16 protein-coding genes and 1 tRNA gene are annotated in these 15,677 nt (G+C 66.8%); 7 read left to right on the forward strand and 10 right to left on the reverse strand.

Going from position 1 to position 15,677, the window contains the following annotated elements; genetic code table 11:
- The first annotated feature begins 55 nt into the window (after positions 1-55).
- The 5 genes from KIH07_RS10380 to hemW all read left to right on the forward strand — a co-directional run bounded on the left by KIH07_RS10380 (position 56) and on the right by hemW (position 4,757).
- On the forward strand, positions 56-1,063 hold the full coding sequence (locus tag KIH07_RS10380) for a serine/threonine protein kinase (protein WP_226491891.1): 1,008 nt from the start codon (positions 56-58) through the stop codon (positions 1,061-1,063).
- Positions 1,060-1,959: a PP2C family protein-serine/threonine phosphatase gene (locus KIH07_RS10385; protein WP_226491892.1), complete on the forward strand. Its 900-nt coding sequence runs from the start codon at positions 1,060-1,062 to the stop codon at positions 1,957-1,959. The genes KIH07_RS10380 and KIH07_RS10385 overlap by 4 nt, the downstream gene beginning before the upstream one ends.
- Positions 1,960-2,103: 144 nt before the next feature.
- Entirely contained in the window at positions 2,104-2,832 is a 729-nt protein-coding gene (gene rph / locus KIH07_RS10390; RefSeq protein ID WP_226491893.1) for a ribonuclease PH, read from the forward strand.
- 25 nt (positions 2,833-2,857) lie between these two features.
- The gene (rdgB, locus tag KIH07_RS10395; protein ID WP_226491894.1) at positions 2,858-3,460 is read left to right on the forward strand and encodes an RdgB/HAM1 family non-canonical purine NTP pyrophosphatase; all 603 of its coding nucleotides are present in this window, start codon (positions 2,858-2,860) and stop codon (positions 3,458-3,460) included.
- A gap of 82 nt (positions 3,461-3,542) precedes the next feature.
- Complete coding sequence (gene hemW / locus KIH07_RS10400; protein ID WP_226491895.1) at positions 3,543-4,757, forward strand: radical SAM family heme chaperone HemW; 1,215 nt, start codon at positions 3,543-3,545, stop codon at positions 4,755-4,757.
- 68 nt (positions 4,758-4,825) lie between these two features.
- Here the strand turns inward: hemW and KIH07_RS10405 are convergent.
- From KIH07_RS10405 to KIH07_RS10440, 8 genes are all read right to left on the reverse strand, one after another.
- Positions 4,826-4,913: transfer RNA gene (locus KIH07_RS10405), tRNA-Ser, on the reverse strand.
- Positions 4,914-5,045: 132 nt separating this feature from the next.
- Positions 5,046-5,714 carry an urease accessory protein UreG gene (ureG, locus tag KIH07_RS10410; RefSeq protein ID WP_226491896.1) on the reverse strand — a complete coding sequence of 223 codons (669 nt, stop codon included), beginning with the start codon at positions 5,712-5,714 and terminating at the stop codon, positions 5,046-5,048.
- A gap of 73 nt (positions 5,715-5,787) precedes the next feature.
- Entirely contained in the window at positions 5,788-6,513 is a 726-nt protein-coding gene (locus KIH07_RS10415; RefSeq protein ID WP_226494674.1) for an urease accessory protein UreF, read from the reverse strand.
- Complete coding sequence (gene ureE / locus KIH07_RS10420; RefSeq protein WP_226491897.1) at positions 6,500-7,045, reverse strand: urease accessory protein UreE; 546 nt, start codon at positions 7,043-7,045, stop codon at positions 6,500-6,502. Before ureE ends, KIH07_RS10415 begins: the two co-directional genes overlap by 14 nt.
- Before the next feature lie 21 nt (positions 7,046-7,066).
- Positions 7,067-8,785: an urease subunit alpha gene (ureC, locus tag KIH07_RS10425; RefSeq protein WP_226491898.1), complete on the reverse strand. Its 1,719-nt coding sequence runs from the start codon at positions 8,783-8,785 to the stop codon at positions 7,067-7,069.
- A 25-nt stretch (positions 8,786-8,810) separates the two neighbouring features.
- Entirely contained in the window at positions 8,811-9,116 is a 306-nt protein-coding gene (locus KIH07_RS10430; protein WP_226494675.1) for an urease subunit beta, read from the reverse strand.
- Between the two features lie 10 nt (positions 9,117-9,126).
- The gene (locus KIH07_RS10435) at positions 9,127-9,291 is read right to left on the reverse strand and encodes a hypothetical protein (protein ID WP_226491899.1); all 165 of its coding nucleotides are present in this window, start codon (positions 9,289-9,291) and stop codon (positions 9,127-9,129) included.
- Between the two features lie 122 nt (positions 9,292-9,413).
- Entirely contained in the window at positions 9,414-9,716 is a 303-nt protein-coding gene (locus KIH07_RS10440; RefSeq protein WP_226491900.1) for an urease subunit gamma, read from the reverse strand.
- A gap of 186 nt (positions 9,717-9,902) precedes the next feature.
- On the opposite strand from KIH07_RS10440, the gene KIH07_RS10445 reads away from it, so the two are divergent.
- Both KIH07_RS10445 and KIH07_RS10450 read left to right on the forward strand, forming a co-directional pair.
- Positions 9,903-13,490, forward strand: coding sequence for an ATP-binding protein (locus KIH07_RS10445; protein ID WP_413465731.1), 3,588 nt, complete (start codon positions 9,903-9,905; stop codon positions 13,488-13,490).
- Entirely contained in the window at positions 13,487-14,524 is a 1,038-nt protein-coding gene (locus tag KIH07_RS10450; RefSeq protein WP_226491901.1) for a response regulator, read from the forward strand. The genes KIH07_RS10445 and KIH07_RS10450 overlap by 4 nt, the downstream gene beginning before the upstream one ends.
- 24 nt (positions 14,525-14,548) lie before the next feature.
- Here KIH07_RS10450 and KIH07_RS10455 read toward each other — a convergent pair whose 3' ends face one another.
- The gene (locus tag KIH07_RS10455) at positions 14,549-14,734 is read right to left on the reverse strand and encodes a hypothetical protein (protein ID WP_226491902.1); all 186 of its coding nucleotides are present in this window, start codon (positions 14,732-14,734) and stop codon (positions 14,549-14,551) included.
- A complete protein-coding gene (gene rhuM / locus KIH07_RS10460) occupies positions 14,731-15,468 on the reverse strand; it encodes a RhuM family protein (protein ID WP_226491903.1) in 738 nt (245 codons plus the stop codon). The genes KIH07_RS10455 and rhuM overlap by 4 nt, the downstream gene beginning before the upstream one ends.
- Positions 15,469-15,677: the final 209 nt, after the last annotated feature.

Here is a 15,677-nt window from a genome sequence, read left to right on the forward strand (position 1 = left end):
GTGTCCCATCAGGTTGAGTGGTCCAAAACGAGGCGTTCCGGAACCCATCCGAATTATGTCAAAGGTCAAACCCGCCCCGCTGCCGCCGGACACCGTGATCGGTGGCTACCGTATTGTTCGCAAGCTGGCGGCCGGTGGATTCGGTGTGGTGTACCTTGCCGTGGACACCGAAGGCCAGCAAGTGGCCGTCAAGGAATACCTGCCGTCCTCGCTGGCCACGCGCGGCCCTGGCGAGCTGTTGCCCCAGGTGCAGCCCGAGAAGCTGTCGTTGTACCGCCTGGGCCTCAAGAGCTTTTTTGAAGAAGGTCGGGCATTGGCCCAGATCTCGCACGCCTCGGTGGTCAGCGTGCTCAACTTCTTCCGCGAAAACGAAACCGTCTACATGGTCATGAACTACCTGGAGGGCTCGTCCCTGCAGGAATTCATCATCACCGCGCGGGATCTCAAGAAGCAGAAGGTGTTTCGCGAGTCCACCATCCGTTCGCTGTACGACGAGGTGCTGCGTGGCCTGCGCATCGTGCACCAGCACAAGATGCTGCACCTGGACATCAAGCCGGCCAATATTTTCGTGACCGATGACAACCGCTCGGTGCTGATCGATTTTGGTGCGGCTCGCGAGGTGTTGAGCAAGGAAGGCAATTTCATCCGGCCCATGTACACGCCCGGTTTTGCAGCGCCCGAGATGTACCGGCGCGACTCCAGCATGGGGCCGTGGACCGACATCTATGCCATTGGCGCCTGCATCTACGCCAGCATGCAGGGCTACCCGCCCAACGACGCGCCACAACGGCTCGAAAAAGACCGCCTGTCGCTGGCGCTGTCCCGTTTGCGCGGTGTCTACTCCGACAACCTGATCGAGGTGGTCGAATGGTGCATGTCGCTCGATCCACTCTCCCGCCCCCAGTCGGTGTTTGCGCTGCAGAAAGAGCTGAGCCGTGAAACCGAGCGCAGCTACACCAAGCTGACCGTGGCCGAGAAGATGCGGCTGCAGTTCGACAACATCGTGTCCGACAGCAAGAAATCGCCACGCAAGTCGACCGACGCCGGGACCAAGTTCCGATGAAGTTTTCGGTTTACCAGATCAGCCGCCAGGGCGGTCGTGAGCGCAACGAGGACCGCATGGGCTACGCCTACACGCGCGAGTCCGGCTTGCTGGTGCTGGCCGATGGCATGGGCGGGCACCCCGAAGGGGCCATGGCGGCCCAGTTGGCGCTGCAGACCTTTTCGGCCTATTTCCAGAAGACGGCCAACCCGACGGTGCGCGAAGTGCCGGAATTTCTCTCCAGCGCCCTGATGGCGGCGCACCACCAGATCATCCGCTACGCAGCGGAAAAAGGCATGCTCGACACACCGCGCACCACCCTGGTGGCCGCGGTGCTGGAGCGCAACCAGATGAACTGGATCCACTGCGGTGACTCGCGTCTGTACATCGTGCGCGACGGCGAGCTGCTCACCCGCACGCGCGACCACTCGTACATGGAACAGCAGGCCCACCTGGGCAAGGCCACCGAGCACATCAACCGCAACATTCTTTTCACCTGCCTGGGCTCTCCGGCCAAGCCGGTGTACGACATTTCGGGTGCGCTGCAACTGCAGCAGGGGGACCGGGTGCTGCTGTGTTCCGACGGTCTCTGGGGCACGGTCAAAGACGCGGAGATCGTGTCCGAGCTCTCGAAAAACTCGCTGGAACAGGCGGTGCCCGAGCTCGTGGAGTTGGCGCTCAAGCGTGGCGGGCCGCGTTGTGACAACGTGACCGTGCTGGCCATGGAGTGGGAGACACCCGACGAATTCCAGACCACGCGCGTGTCCACCGAAGACATCGAGGACGGCGTGTTCGCCTCCACCATCCAGTCGGGCGTGGCCGATCCGACCATTGAAGACATGGACGACGAGGAGATCGAGAAATCGATCGCCGAAATCAACGAGGCGATCCGGCGCACAGCCGAAAAGAATTCCTGACCCCCCGCGCCGCCTGCGGCGTCACCCCCCAGGGGGCAACGCGAGAGGCCCGGCGAAGCCGGTTCCTCCGCGTTCTGGGTTGAATCCTTTGGCGCTCCGGCGGCCCCCTCCGTAACAATGCGATCACTTTTTTTTGAGATTCCCATGACAGATTTCATTCGACCCGGCCACCGGGCCGCCGACGCCCTGCGCCCGGTGCGCATCACCCGGGGGTTCACCATCCACGCCGAAGGTTCGGTGCTGATCGAGTTTGGCGACACCAAGGTGTTGTGCACCGCCTCGGTGGAGGAAAAGGTGCCACCGCACAAGCGCGGCAGTGGCGAAGGCTGGGTCACGGCCGAATACGGCATGTTGCCGCGCGCCACCCACACCCGCAGCGACCGCGAGGCCGCCAAGGGCAAGCAGAGCGGGCGCACGCAGGAAATCCAGCGCCTGATCGGCCGCTCGTTGCGGGCGGTGTTTGATCTCAAGGCGCTGGGCGAACGCACCATTTCGCTGGACTGCGATGTGTTGCAGGCCGATGGCGGCACCCGCACCGCGAGCATCACCGGCGCCTTCATCGCGGCACACGACGCGGTGACCCAGCTGCTGGCCGAAGGCAAGATCGCCACCTCGCCGATCAAGGACCATGTGGCCGCCATCTCGGTCGGCATCCTGCAGGGGATACCGCTGCTGGACCTGGAATACGTGGAAGATTCGGCCTGCGACACCGACATGAACGTGGTGATGACCGGCTCTGGCCACTTTGTGGAAGTGCAGGGCACGGCCGAGGGCGTGGCCTTCAGCCGCCAGGAAATGGACGCCTTGCTGGCGCTGGCTGAAAAGGGTGTGGCCGAACTGGTGGCGCTGCAGAAGCAGAGCCTCGAAGCGTGAAGCCCCCACGCTGCGGCCTGTGACCATGCGACTCGTTCTGGCGTCCAACAACAAGGGCAAGCTCGCCGAGCTGCAGGCGCTGTTTGCGCCGCTCGGTGTGGAACTGGTGCGCCAGTCTGATCTGGGCATCCCGGAAGCGCCCGAGCCACACCGCACCTTCATTGAAAACGCCCTGGCCAAGGCGCGCCATGCCGCACGCGCGAGCGGTCTGCCCGCACTGGCCGATGATGCGGGCCTCTGCGTGGAGGCGTTTGGCGGTTTGCCCGGCGTGGACACCGCCTACTACGCCACGCAGTTCGGCTATGAGAAGGGCGACGCCAACAACGTGCGCGCCCTGCTGGAGCAGATGGCCCAGGTGGATGACCGCCGCGCTGCCCTGGTCAGCACTCTGGTGGCGGTGCGCAGTGCCGACGATCCCGAACCGCTGGTGGCCAGCGGCCGTGCGCCGGGGCTGATCACGCGCGAGCCCATCGGTGACAACGGTTTCGGTTTCGATCCGGTGATGTATCTGCCGCAGTTTGGCTGTACCTTCGCCCAGCTGAGCGACGAAAAGAAGAACGCCAACAGCCACCGCGGAAAAGCGGCGCAGCAGATGCTGGAACTGATGCGCGAACGGTGGATGGCATGAAGCCCTCTGTGCCTCCTTCGGCGTCACCCCCCAGGGGGCGACACCAGCCGCTCGGCGACGCCGGTTTTGCGGTGTCCTTGCCATGAACGCTGCCTCCGACCGCCTCAAACACTGGATGCGCCCGGGCACGCTGCAGCTGCAGGGCCTGCCGCCGCTCTCGCTCTACATCCACCTGCCATGGTGCTTGAAGAAGTGTCCTTACTGCGACTTCAACTCGCACGAATGGAGCGCCACCAGCCAACCCGGCCAGGCCCTGCCCGAACAGGCCTACCTGGACGCGCTGCGCGCCGATCTGGAAGCCGCCTTGCCGCTGATCTGGGGCCGCGCGGTGCACAGCGTGTTCATTGGCGGCGGCACGCCCAGCCTGTTTTCACCAGAGGCCATCGACCGCCTGCTGGGTGACGTGCGTGCCTTGCTGCGGCTGGATGCCGACGCCGAAATCACGCTCGAAGCCAACCCGGGCACCTTTGAGAAGGACCGCTTCCGCGCGTTCCGCCAGGCCGGCGTGACCCGCCTGTCGATCGGGGTGCAGAGCTTCAACGACGCGCACCTGAAAGCGCTGGGCCGGGTGCACGACCGCGCCCAGGCCATCGCCGCGGTGGAAGAGGCGGCGCAGGCCTTCGACACCTTCAACCTCGACATCATGTACGCGCTGCCGGGGCAGACGCTGGCGCAGTGCGAGGAAGACATCCGCACCGCGCTGTCGTTCCAGCCACCGCACATCTCGATCTACCACCTGACCATCGAACCGAACACCGTGTTCGCCAAATTCCCGCCCCAGGTGCCGCAGGACGACGACGCCTACGCCATGCTCGACCGCATCACCGAGCTCACCGCGGTGCAGGGGCTGGAGCGTTACGAGGTATCGGCCTACGCACGCGCGGGCCACCGCTGCTGGCACAACCTGAACTACTGGCAGTTTGGCGACTACCTGGGCATTGGCGCGGGCGCACACAGCAAACTCAGCTTCGCCCACCGCGTGGTGCGCCAGGTGCGCGCGCGCGAGCCACGCCTGTACATGGACAAAGCGCGCGCGGGCGATGCGGTGGTGAGCGCGGAAGAGGTGGCGCGGCGCGATCTGCCGTTCGAGTACATGCTCAACGCGCTGCGCCTGCGCCACGGTTTCGAGCTGCAGCAGTTCATGGACCGCACCGGGCTGCCGCTCTCCAGCATCCAGGGCGCGCTGGACCGCGCCGTGCAGCAGGGGCTGATCGAGTCGGCCGGTGGTGTGGTGGCGCCGACCGAGCGCGGTTTTGATTTCCTCAGCGATCTGCAGGGCCTGTTTCTGGCGGACTGACCGGTTTCCGGCCCGCAGCGTGGGCCCCTGAAAGCAAAAAACCGGCACGGGGCCGGGTTCTGCTGTGTTGGCGGAGAGCCAGGGATTCGAACCCTGGAACCCTTGCGGGTTGCCGGTTTTCAAGACCGGTGCAATCGACCACTCTGCCAGCTCTCCAAGCCGGTGATTGTATGTGAGTGCTGAAGGGGCAAAAGGGCTCGCTGGACTCCCTCCGTGCCGCGCTCACTGGAGTACCTTCGCCCTCCGGGCTGCGGTGCGAGCTTGCTTGGGAGCGGCCCGGCGCTGCGCTCATGCCATCGCGGCGGGTTCCAGCAGCATGCCGCGCTGTTCGATGAAACGCACGACTTCGGCCACGCCGTCCAGCGTCTTGAGGTTGGTCATCACCCAGGGGCGGCGCGTGGTGTCGGGCCGCATGCGCGCGGTGTCGGCTTTCATCACTTCCAGGTCGGCGCCCACGTAGGGGGCGAGGTCGGTCTTGTTGATGACGAAGAGGTCGCTCTTGGTGATGCCGGGGCCGCCCTTGCGGGGGATTTTTTCGCCCGCGGCCACGTCGATCACGTAGATGGTGAGGTCGCTCAGCTCGGGGCTGAAGGTGGCGGCCAGGTTGTCGCCGCCGCTCTCCACGAACACGATGTCGGCGTTGGGGTGTTCGCCCAGCATGCGGTCGATCGCTTCGAGGTTGATGGAGCAGTCTTCGCGGATGGCGGTGTGCGGGCAGCCGCCGGTTTCGACGCCCATGATGCGGTCGGCGGGCAGCGCGCCGCTGACCGTGAGCAGGCGCTGGTCTTCCTTGGTGTAGATGTCGTTGGTGATGGCGATCAGGTCGTAGCGATCGCGCATGGCTTTGCAGAGCATTTCCAGCAGGGTGGTCTTGCCCGAGCCCACCGGGCCGCCGATGCCCACGCGCAGTGGGGGGAGCTTCTTGGTGCGGTTCGGGATGTGGTGCAGGGCGGTCATGGGTGTACCTTGGTGGGGGCTTCGATTCTTCGACAGGCTCAGGATGCGCGGATTTCAGCCCGAGCGGGGAAAGTCAGGACCTGAAGAGTCTGGAATATTGGGTTTCGTGGCGGGCCGAGTGGATGGCCAGCAGCGGCGTGAAGGCCTGGCGGGTGTCATCGGTGAGCGTCATGGCGTGGTCCACCGCGGCGGGCACCTCCAGCGCCAGCCGCGCGAGCATGCGCTGGCCCGCGCTCTGGCCCAGTGGCACCGACTTGATGGCCGCCTGCACCATGTTCTCGGCCCAGCCAAAGGCGAAGCCGATCAGGCTGTCGCGCACCGCGGCGTCGGTGCTGGCGGCCGCGCAGGCCATGGCCACGGGGTAGCTGGCCGGGTTCAGTTGGGCCGATTGCAGGCGCTGAAACACGCCCGCGCCCAGCTCGCCGAGGTTGCGCGCCCATTCGAGCAGCGAGCGGCCCATCTGCTCGGTCTGCAGGCGGAATTCGGCGGTTTCGCGGGTCTGCAGCACCCAGGCGTTGAGCGCGTGGATGCGCTCCAGATCGCCCTGGCGCCAGGCGGGGATGGCCTGCGCCACCACGGCGAGGTCGGCGCGCGCCAGGCCCAGGTGCAGTTGGTCTTGCAGCCACCGTGTGGCACTGGCTTCGTCACTCACCTGGCCCGCGTCCACCGCGGCTTCCAGCCCTTCGGAGTAGGAGAAGCCGCCCACCGGCAGCGCGGGCGAGGCCAGCCACAGGATCTGCAGCAGCCCGGCCGCGGAACGCGACGGTTGCGCCGCGCCAGCCGGTTCAGCCGTGCGCATGGCCCTTGGCGTGGCCGTGATCGTGGCCATGCCCGTGGTCGTGCCCCCCAGCCGGTGGGTGCGCGCCATAGGCGCCAGCTTCGGGCTCGAAGGGTTCGCGGGTTTCCACCACCGTGAGGTGCATGGCGCGCAGCATGTCGGCCAGCACGTGGTCGGGCTCGATCTTGAGGTGGTCGGGTTGCAGCTCGATGGGCACGTGGCGGTTGCCCAGGTGGTAGGCGGCGCGCATGAGGTCGAAGGCGCCGTCGTGCGTGTGGCCGTGGTGGTGGTCGGTGCAGGCGGTGATGCGCAGCACGGCTTGCGGCGCGGCCACCACGCGCAGGAGCGAGCCGTCCTGGGTGATCAGCACATCGCCGCCGCGCACCACGGTGCCGCGCGGCAGGAAAACGCCCACATTGCGGCCGTCGGACGCGGTGGCGTCAAAACGGCTCTTCTGGCGCACATCCCAGTCCAGTTCGATGTGCGCGGCACGGCGCACCAACGCAGGGGCGAGGCCCTGGGCCTGGGGGATGAGCTTGGAAGCTTGAAGCATGAATAACAGAGGTTGAGATGGTCAGAACAAGAAGTATCGCTGCGCCATCGGAAGTTTGCTGGCGGGCTCGCAAGTCAGCAGCACGCCGTCGGCCCGCACGGTGTAGCGCTGCGGGTCGATCTCCATCTTCGGCAGGTAGCGGTTGTGCACCATGTTCGCCTTGGTGATGCTGCGGCAGCCCTGCACGGCCACGGTGGTTTTCTGCAGGCCGTAGCGCTCGCCCACGCCCGCGGCCAGGCCCGCTTGGGAGATAAAGGTGAGGCTGCCGCGCGCCAGCGAGCGGCCAAAACCGCCGAACATGGGCCGGTAGTGCACCGGCTGTGGCGTGGGGATGGAGGCGTTGGGGTCGCCCATGGCGGCCAGCGAGATCGTGCCGCCCTGGACCACGAGTGCCGGCTTGACACCGAAGAAGGCCGGTTTCCAGACCACGATGTCGGCCCACTTGCCCACTTCGAGCGAACCCACGGTGTGTGCGATGCCGTGCGCGATGGCCGGGTTGATGGTGTATTTGGCGATGTAGCGCTTGACGCGGAAGTTGTCGTTGCGGCTGCTGTCTTCGGGCAAGGTGCCGCGCTGGCTTTTCATCTTGTCGGCCGTCTGCCAGGTGCGGATCACCACCTCGCCCACGCGGCCCATGGCCTGGCTGTCACTGCTCATGATGCTGATGGCGCCCATGTCGTGCAGCATGTCTTCGGCCGCGATGGTCTCGCGGCGGATGCGGCTCTCGGCGAAGGCCAGGTCTTCGGGGATGGCGGCGTCCAGGTGGTGGCAGACCATGAGCATGTCCACATGCTCGTCGAGCGTGTTGACGGTGTAGGGCATGGTCGGGTTGGTGCTGGAGGGCAGGAAGTTGGCCTCGCCCACCACGCGGATGATGTCGGGCGCGTGGCCGCCGCCCGCGCCCTCGGTGTGGAAGGCGCAGAGCGTGCGGCCCTTGGTGGCCGCGATGGTGTTCTCGACAAAACCCGACTCGTTGAGCGTGTCGCTGTGGATCGCGACCTGCACGTCGGCCGCTTCGGCCACGTCCAGGCAGTTGCTGATGGCCGAGGGCGTGGTGCCCCAGTCTTCGTGCAGCTTCAGGCCGATGGCGCCGGCCGCCACCTGCTCGTGCAGGGCCTCGGGCCGACTGGCGTTGCCCTTGCCCAGGAAGCCCAGGTTCATGGACAGGCCGTCGGCCGCCTGTAGCATGCGCTCGATGTGCCAGGGGCCGGGTGTGCAGGTGGTGGCGAAGGTGCCGGTGGCCGGCCCGGTGCCGCCGCCGAGCATGGTGGTGACGCCAGAGGCCAGGGCCTCGTCCACCTGTTGCGGGCAGATGAAGTGGATGTGGCTGTCGATACCGCCGGCGGTGACGATGTGGCCCTCGCAGCTGATGATCTCGGTGCCCGGGCCGATGACGATGTCCACGCCCGGCATGGTGTCGGGGTTGCCGGACTTGCCGATGGCGGCGATGCGGCCGTCCTTGAGGCCGATGTCGGCCTTGACGATGCCCCAGTGGTCGATGATGAGCGCGTTGGTCAGCACCGTGTCCATCGCGCCCTGCGCCCGGGTTCTTTGCGACTGCGCCATGCCGTCGCGGATGGTCTTGCCGCCGCCGAACTTGGCCTCTTCGCCGTAGCCACCGGCGGCCAGGGTGAAGTCTTTTTCCACTTCCACGATCAGGCCGGTGTCGGCCAGTCGCACACGGTCGCCCACGGTGGGGCCGAACATGTCGGCGTAGGCGCTGCGGGGGATGGTTGCCATGGTCTCAGCTCTTTCTCTGTTTTTCTTAGACGGCGCCCTGCACCAGGCCACGGAAACCGATGACCATGCGGTCGCCCGCATAGTCCACCAGCTCCACGGTGCGTTGTTGTCCGGGCTCGAAACGCACGGCCGTGCCCGAAGCGATGTTCAGCCGCATGCCTTGGGCGGCGGTGCGGTCGAAGTCCAGCGCGCCGTTGGTTTCGGCAAAGTGGTAGTGCGAGCCCACCTGCACCGGCCGGTCGGCCGTGTTCTGCACCACCAGCGTGAGCGTGCGGCGGCCGGGGTTGAGGGCGTGCTCGCCCGCGTCGGTGAAGAGTTCGCCGGGGATCATGGCCACGCCCTCACTTCTTCGACAGCCAGACCGCCAGCGCGATCAGACCGGCCACCGCCACAAAACCCAGCGCATCGGTGGCATGCCAGTGGCTGCCAAACAGACCATGGCCGTCGTGGGCGAAGGCGGGCAGGGCGGACAAGGAGGCAATGGCGAGCAGTGTTTGGGATTTCATTCGATTGCTCCAGAAGAAACGGTTGAGCGAAGTGTCTGGTTCCAGGATGCGGTGGAACCGGCTCCGCCGGGCCACTCGCATCGCCCCCTGGGGGGTGACGCGCGCAGCGCGGCGCGGGGGGATCAAGTGATCGGCGTATGCACCGTCACGAGCTTCGTACCGTCCGGAAACGTGGCCTCCACCTGGATGTCCGGGATCATCTCGGCGATGCCTTCCATCACGTCGTCGCGCGTGAGCACGTTGCGGCCTTCGCTCATGAGCTGGGCCACGGTCTTGCCGTCGCGCGCACCCTCCATCACGGCGGCCGAGATCAGGGCCACGGCTTCGGGGTAGTTGAGCTTCAGGCCACGCGCCTTGCGCCGCTCGGCCAGCAAGGCGGCGGTGAAGATCAGCAGCTTGTCTTTTTCACGAGGGGTAAGTTCCATTTCGTTTCACTCAATAGTCAGCTCGTGCGGCCGCAAAGGCCGGCCGAACACGCGGAGTCAGTTCCATGATTGAGTCTGGAGCAAGGTGTGTGCCGGGACGGTGGCCCAGTATGCCTTTGCCCGGCGGTTCCGGGTATCCGGCACATGGCGTATGGCGCATGGCACGAAAGCTGCACTTTGCGCTGAGTGAACGCCCACCCCGACCACGCCACCGATCCCACGCCCGGCAGACCCGAGCCGGTGCAGCGCATCATCAAGGTGCGCCGCGACTACAACAGCTGGGTCGGCAGCGAGACCATGGAGGACTACGCGCTGCGCTACACGCCGCAGCGCTTTCGCAAGTGGAGCGAATGGCGCGTGGCCAACACCGCGTTCGGCGCGGCCTCGTTCCTGATCCTCGAAGCGGTGGGCGCCACCCTGCTGGTGCAATACGGCTTCATCAACGCCGCGCTGGCCATCCTGGTCACCGGGCTGATCATCTTCCTGGCCGGCCTGCCCATCAGCGTGTACGCCGCGCGCTACGGGGTGGACATGGACCTGCTCACGCGTGGCGCGGGCTTTGGCTACATCGGCTCCACCATCACCTCGCTGATCTACGCCTCGTTCACCTTCATCTTCTTCGCGCTCGAAGCGGCGGTGATGGCCTACGCGCTGGAGCTGGCGCTGGACATTCCGCCCGCCTGGGGCTACCTGATCTGCGCGCTGGTGGTGATCCCGCTCGTGACCTACGGGGTCTCGGTCATCAGCCGCTTCCAGGTCTGGACCCAGCCGCTCTGGCTGGTGATGATGTTGGTGCCTTTCGGGGCGGTCTGGGTGCTCGATCCCGGTGCGTTCAGCAATGTGGTGCACTACGGCGGGGAATCGGGCGCCGGCGCGGTGTTTGACTGGCACTTGTTTGGTGCGGCGCTCACGGTGGGCATCGCGCTCATCACCCAGATGGGCGAGCAGGCCGACTACCTGCGCTTCATGCCAGCGCCCGAAAAAGGCCGGGCCTGGCGCTGGTGGGTCGGCGTGCTGGCCGGCGGGCCGGGCTGGGTGATCCTGGGGGTCTTGAAGATGCTGGGCGGCGCGCTGCTGGCCTACCTGGCCCTCAGCCACATGGTGCCGCCCGAGCGCGCGGTGGACCCGAACCAGATGTACCTGGCGGCCTACGAATACGTGTTCCCGAAAGTCGGCTGGGCGGTGGCGGCCACGGCGCTGTTCGTGGTGGTGTCGCAGCTCAAGATCAACGTCACCAACGCCTACGCCGGCTCGCTGGCCTGGAGCAACTTCTTCTCGCGCCTCACGCACAGCCACCCGGGCCGCGTGGTCTGGGTGGTGTTCAACACCTTGATCGCCTTCATGCTGATGGAGATGAACGTGTTCCAGGCGCTGGGCGAGGTGCTGGGCCTGTACAGCAACCTCGCCATCGCCTGGATCATGGCCGTGGTGGCCGATCTGGTGATCAACAAGCCGCTGGGCTGGAGCCCGCCGGGCATCGAGTTCAAGCGGGCGCACCTGTACGACATCAACCCCGTGGGCGTGGGCGCCATGGGCCTGGCTTCGGCGCTGTCGATCGCGGCCCACATGGGGCTGATGGGCGCGTCGGCCCAGGCCTTTTCAGCGGTGATCGCGATGGTGACGGCCTTGGTGGCGTCGCCGCTGATCGCTTGGGCGACGCAGGGGCGCTACTACCTGGCGCGGACTTCGGTGGGGGGTTGCGGCGCCAGCCCTCACCCCAGCCCTCTCCCAGAGGGAGAGGGGGCCATGCGGGGATGCGCCGCTGCTGCCTCGGGGGGCACTTCGCTTCAGCGCTGCGTGATTTGCGAGCGCGAATACGAAGCGCCCGACATGGCCCACTGCCCGGCCTATCAGGGCGCCATCTGCTCGTTGTGCTGCACGCTGGACGCGCGCTGCGGTGACCTGTGCAAACCCCACGCACGCCTCTCGGTGCAATGGCAGGGGGCCTTGCGCACCGTGTTGCCGCGCCGCGTCTGGCCCTACCTAGAAGCGGGCCTGGCGCATTACCTGTTGATCATGGGGGTGATCGCACCCGTGCTGGCCGCCGTGCTGGGGCTGCTCTACCGGCAGCAGGTGGAGGGCCTGGGCGAGGGCCTGCAGGCCGTGGCCGACACCGGCCTGGTCGACGCTGCGCTGCGCTCGGGTTTCCTGCGCGTCTACGCCGTGCTGCTGCTGATCGCGGCCACCGTGGCCTGGTGGCTGGTGCTGGCGCACAAGAGCCGCGAGGTGGCGCAGGAAGAGTCGAACCGGCAGACCCGGCTGCTCATGCACGAGATCGACTCGCACCGCCGCACCGACGAAGCGCTGCAGCAGGCCCGGCGCGCCGCCGACCAGGCCAACCAGGCCAAGACGCGCTACATCAGCACCATCAGCCACGAGCTGCGCACCCCGCTCAACAGCATCCTCGGCTACGCCCAGCTGCTGCAGGAAGACACCGGCATGGCGCCGCACCGCGCGCAGGCCATCCGCGTGATCCACCGCGGGGGCGAACACCTGCTCTCGCTCATCGAAGGCACGCTGGACATCGCGCGCATCGAGTCCGGCAAGCTCGCGCTGGACGTGCGGCCCATGGCCTTTGCCGGCGCCATGCAGGAAGTGGCCAGCATGTTCGAGCTGCAGGCCGCGGCCAAGGGCCTGCGCTTCGTGTTCGACAGTGGCAGCCGCCTGCCCGACGCCGTGCGCGCCGACGAAAAACGCCTGCGCCAGATCCTCATCAACCTGCTGGGCAACGCGGTGAAGTTCACCCACGCGGGCGAGGTGCGCCTGCGCGTGACGCACGCCCGCGAGATGGCGCAGTTCGAAGTGCACGACACCGGCCCCGGCATGAGCGCGCTCGACCTGGAGCGTGTGTTCGAACCCTTCGCGCGCGGGCAGAACGACGCTTCGCTGGCCGCGGCCTCCGGCGCCGGCAGCTCCGGCACCGGCCTGGGCCTGACCATCGCCAAGATGCTCACGGACCTCATGGGCGGCGAAATGACGGTGCGCAGCACGCCAGGGCAGGGCTCGGTGTTCACCGTGCGCCTGTTCCTGCCCGAACTGCACGGTGTGGCGCTGCCGCGCCCGGCCACCACGCCCCTGTGCAGCGGCTACGCCGGCGAGCGCCGCCGGCTGCTGGTGGTGGACAACGAAGAGGCCGACCGCGAGCTGCTGCAGCGCTGGCTGGCGCCACTGGGTTTCGAGGTGATGCTGGCCACCAGCGGCCTGGACGCGCTGCGCCTGCTCGACGACCTGCAGCCCGGTGCGCCGGGCGCGCCCCACGCCATTTTCATGGACCTGGCCATGCCCGGCATCGACGGCTGGGAGACCCTGCGCCGCCTGCGCGCGCGCGGCTGGGCGGGCGTGCCGCTGGCCATCGTCTCGGCCAACGCTTTCGACAAAGGGCTGGACAACGACCTCGGCCACCAGCCACAGGACTTTTTCGTCAAACCCGTGCGGCGCGACGACCTGCTCGCCTGGCTCGGCCAGCGGCTCGGTCTGGCCTGGATCGCGGCCGAGCCCGCGCCCGTTGCCGTGGACCCAACTCCCCTGCCGGCTGGCGGCGCCAGCGCAGGCGCCACCAGCCCCGCCGAGCTGGCGCCGCTGCTCGAACTGGTGCGCCTGGGCTACTACAAAGGCATCGTGAACTGGCTCGACGATTGGGTGGGCCAGCGCCCCGAGCAGGCCGACTTCGCCCAGGGCCTGCGCACCCTGGCGCGCGAATTCCGCTTTGAAGCCATCGAGCAGCGGTTGCTGCAGCCGCACAGCGATCAACCGATACTGCCTGGCGCGCCATGAACACCTCCTTGCCGACACCCGAACCGCTGAGCGCGCCCCTGCCATCGCTGGAGGCGCTGGTCGTGCTCATCGTGGACGACGTGCCCGACAACGTCGCTCCGCTGCACGACGCGCTCGACGAAGCCGGCTACACCGTGCTGGTCGCGCTCGACGGCGAGTCCGCCATCCGCCGCGCCACCCAGGCCCTGCCCGACGTGGTGCTGCTCGACGCCGTCATGCCCGGCATCGACGGCTTCGAGGTGGCGCGCCGCCTCAAGGCCGACCCGGCCACGGCGCAGATTCCCATCATTTTCATGACCGGCCTCACCGAAACCGAGCACCTGGTGGCCGCGCTCGACGCCGGCGGTGTGGACTACGTGACCAAACCCATCAAGCCGCGCGAGGTCATGGCGCGCATGGGTGTGCACCTGCGCACCGCGCGCCACGCGCGCCAGGGCGCCCTGGAGCGCAGCCAGGCCCGCTACGCGCTCGACGCCTTCGGCTACGCCACCATCACCGTGCGCGAGAGCGACGGCCGCCTGATGTGGCAGACCCCGCTGGCGCGCGAGCTGCTGCAGCGCTACTGCGGCACCACCGCGCCCGACACACCACCCGCCGTGCTGCAGTGGCTGCGCCGCCACCTGCAGGACGCCCGGGCCCAGTGCGAGCCGCCGCGCCTCACGCTCGACCACGGCCCGCGCCGCCTCACCTTCCGGCTGCACCAGCGCGTGGGCGATCAGGACGGCGCCGAGAGCATCGAAGCGCCGGGCGAGGGCGGCGACTGGCTGATCGTGATGCAGGAAACCTCGGACGCCAGCGTGCTCGAAGCCATGGGCCAGGCCTTTGGCCTCACCGCGCGCGAGGCCGAAGTCCTGTACTGGGTGGCCAAAGGCAAGATCAACCGCGACATCGGCGACATCCTGGGCGCCAGCCCCGCCACGGTGAAGAAACACCTGGAGCGCATCTACGCCAAGCTCGGCGTGGAAACCCGCACCGCGGCGGCGGCGATGGCGATCAACCGCGTGCCGCTGCTGCAGCCGCAGCATGGTGGGTGATCGAAGTACCGCGCCAGCGGGCAGTCAATCCGGCTTGTGGCCCGCTTCGATCTGCTTGATCACGCGGTCGAAGTCGCTTTCAAACAACCGGTCTTGCACGATGCGGTACTTCTCGAACTCCGTTTCGGCGTGGGCCTTGGCGATTTCCGCTGACACCTTGCCGGCGTCCCGCAGGATCTCCCGGTCCCAGAGTTTCAGGAAACCGCTCAAGCGTTCTTGCCTTGGGGCGCGCCTTCCCAGTGGGTCAAGCCCATGTTGTCCTTTTTGTGGTCCGCGCGGTCCACGATCACCTCCGCCGCTGTCTGCCCGTGAATGGCGTAGTGCAGCTTGTTTTGCACGGCAGCAAAGAAGCGCTGGGTTGCCGTGGCCGAAGCGTCGTAGTCCAGCGCCGTGGCGTAGATGTCGGTGATCTTTTGGTAGAACTTGCGTTCAGAGATCCGGATTTCCCGGATTTTTTCCAACTGCCGCTCAAAGAATTCCTCGGTCAGCACGCTGCCGCCGCTCTTGAGGCGCTCGGCGTCCATCACCCACCCTTGAATCGTGTAGTCCTTGACGATCTGGTTGGCCCACTTGCGGAACTGCACGGCCCGTTCGTTTTCGATCTTGAAGCCCACGGCAATGATGGCCTGCAGGCTGTAGTGCTTGACTTGGTAGTTCTTGCCGTCAGCAGCAGTTGTTAAGTACGGCTTAACAACTGCCACCTCATCCAGCTCGTTGTCGGCAAACACCCGCTTCAAGTGCTGGTTGATGGCCGGCACCGACACGTCGTACAGCGTGGCCATCATCTTCTGCGTGAGCCAGAGGTTTTCGTCCTCGTAGCGCATCTCCACACTGGCGCTGCCGCCAGCCGTGGCCGCGATGAAGGTCAGGTACTCCGCCGCCGACGAGCGGACGAGGGAGATCTCTTTCTGTTTCGAGGTGGCTGAAGGGGTTTTCTTGCTCATGACCAATGCCGCTGTCTTGTGTTTGGTGTGGCGAATCATGATAGCCAAGGCTCCAGCAGCCGGCCTGGGGAATAGGGGCAATGTGCCCGGACATGGGGAGCCGCGGGGCTGACCACCCCATTTTCACGACGGCCGTGAACCTTGCAAATCAGGAACCAGTTTCCAGAATTGCAAGGATGAGCAGGGCGCTCGGACCCCTTCCAGCCGCC

The sequence above is a fragment of the Hydrogenophaga taeniospiralis genome, assembly GCF_020510445.1.
Taxonomy (GTDB): Bacteria; Pseudomonadota; Gammaproteobacteria; order Burkholderiales; family Burkholderiaceae_C; genus Hydrogenophaga.

Bases quoted from the DNA above. Each gene is read 5' to 3' on its own strand.
- rph (WP_226491893.1), top strand. From the start codon at position 2,104: ATGACAGATTTCATTCGACCCGGCCACCGGGCCGCCGACGCCCTGCGC.
- ureE (WP_226491897.1), bottom strand. From the start codon at position 7,045: ATGCTTCAAGCTTCCAAGCTCATCCCCCAGGCCCAGGGCCTCGCCCCT.
- ureG (WP_226491896.1), bottom strand. From the start codon at position 5,714: ATGACCGCCCTGCACCACATCCCGAACCGCACCAAGAAGCTCCCCCCA.
- rhuM (WP_226491903.1), bottom strand. From the start codon at position 15,468: ATGAGCAAGAAAACCCCTTCAGCCACCTCGAAACAGAAAGAGATCTCC.
- rdgB (WP_226491894.1), top strand. From the start codon at position 2,858: ATGCGACTCGTTCTGGCGTCCAACAACAAGGGCAAGCTCGCCGAGCTG.
- ureC (WP_226491898.1), bottom strand. From the start codon at position 8,785: ATGGCAACCATCCCCCGCAGCGCCTACGCCGACATGTTCGGCCCCACC.
- KIH07_RS10450 (WP_226491901.1), top strand. From the start codon at position 13,487: ATGAACACCTCCTTGCCGACACCCGAACCGCTGAGCGCGCCCCTGCCA.
- KIH07_RS10415 (WP_226494674.1), bottom strand. From the start codon at position 6,513: ATGCGCACGGCTGAACCGGCTGGCGCGGCGCAACCGTCGCGTTCCGCG.
- hemW (WP_226491895.1), top strand. From the start codon at position 3,543: ATGAACGCTGCCTCCGACCGCCTCAAACACTGGATGCGCCCGGGCACG.
- KIH07_RS10385 (WP_226491892.1), top strand. From the start codon at position 1,060: ATGAAGTTTTCGGTTTACCAGATCAGCCGCCAGGGCGGTCGTGAGCGC.
- KIH07_RS10440 (WP_226491900.1), bottom strand. From the start codon at position 9,716: ATGGAACTTACCCCTCGTGAAAAAGACAAGCTGCTGATCTTCACCGCC.
- KIH07_RS10380 (WP_226491891.1), top strand. From the start codon at position 56: ATGTCAAAGGTCAAACCCGCCCCGCTGCCGCCGGACACCGTGATCGGT.
- KIH07_RS10435 (WP_226491899.1), bottom strand. From the start codon at position 9,291: ATGAAATCCCAAACACTGCTCGCCATTGCCTCCTTGTCCGCCCTGCCC.
- KIH07_RS10430 (WP_226494675.1), bottom strand. From the start codon at position 9,116: ATGATCCCCGGCGAACTCTTCACCGACGCGGGCGAGCACGCCCTCAAC.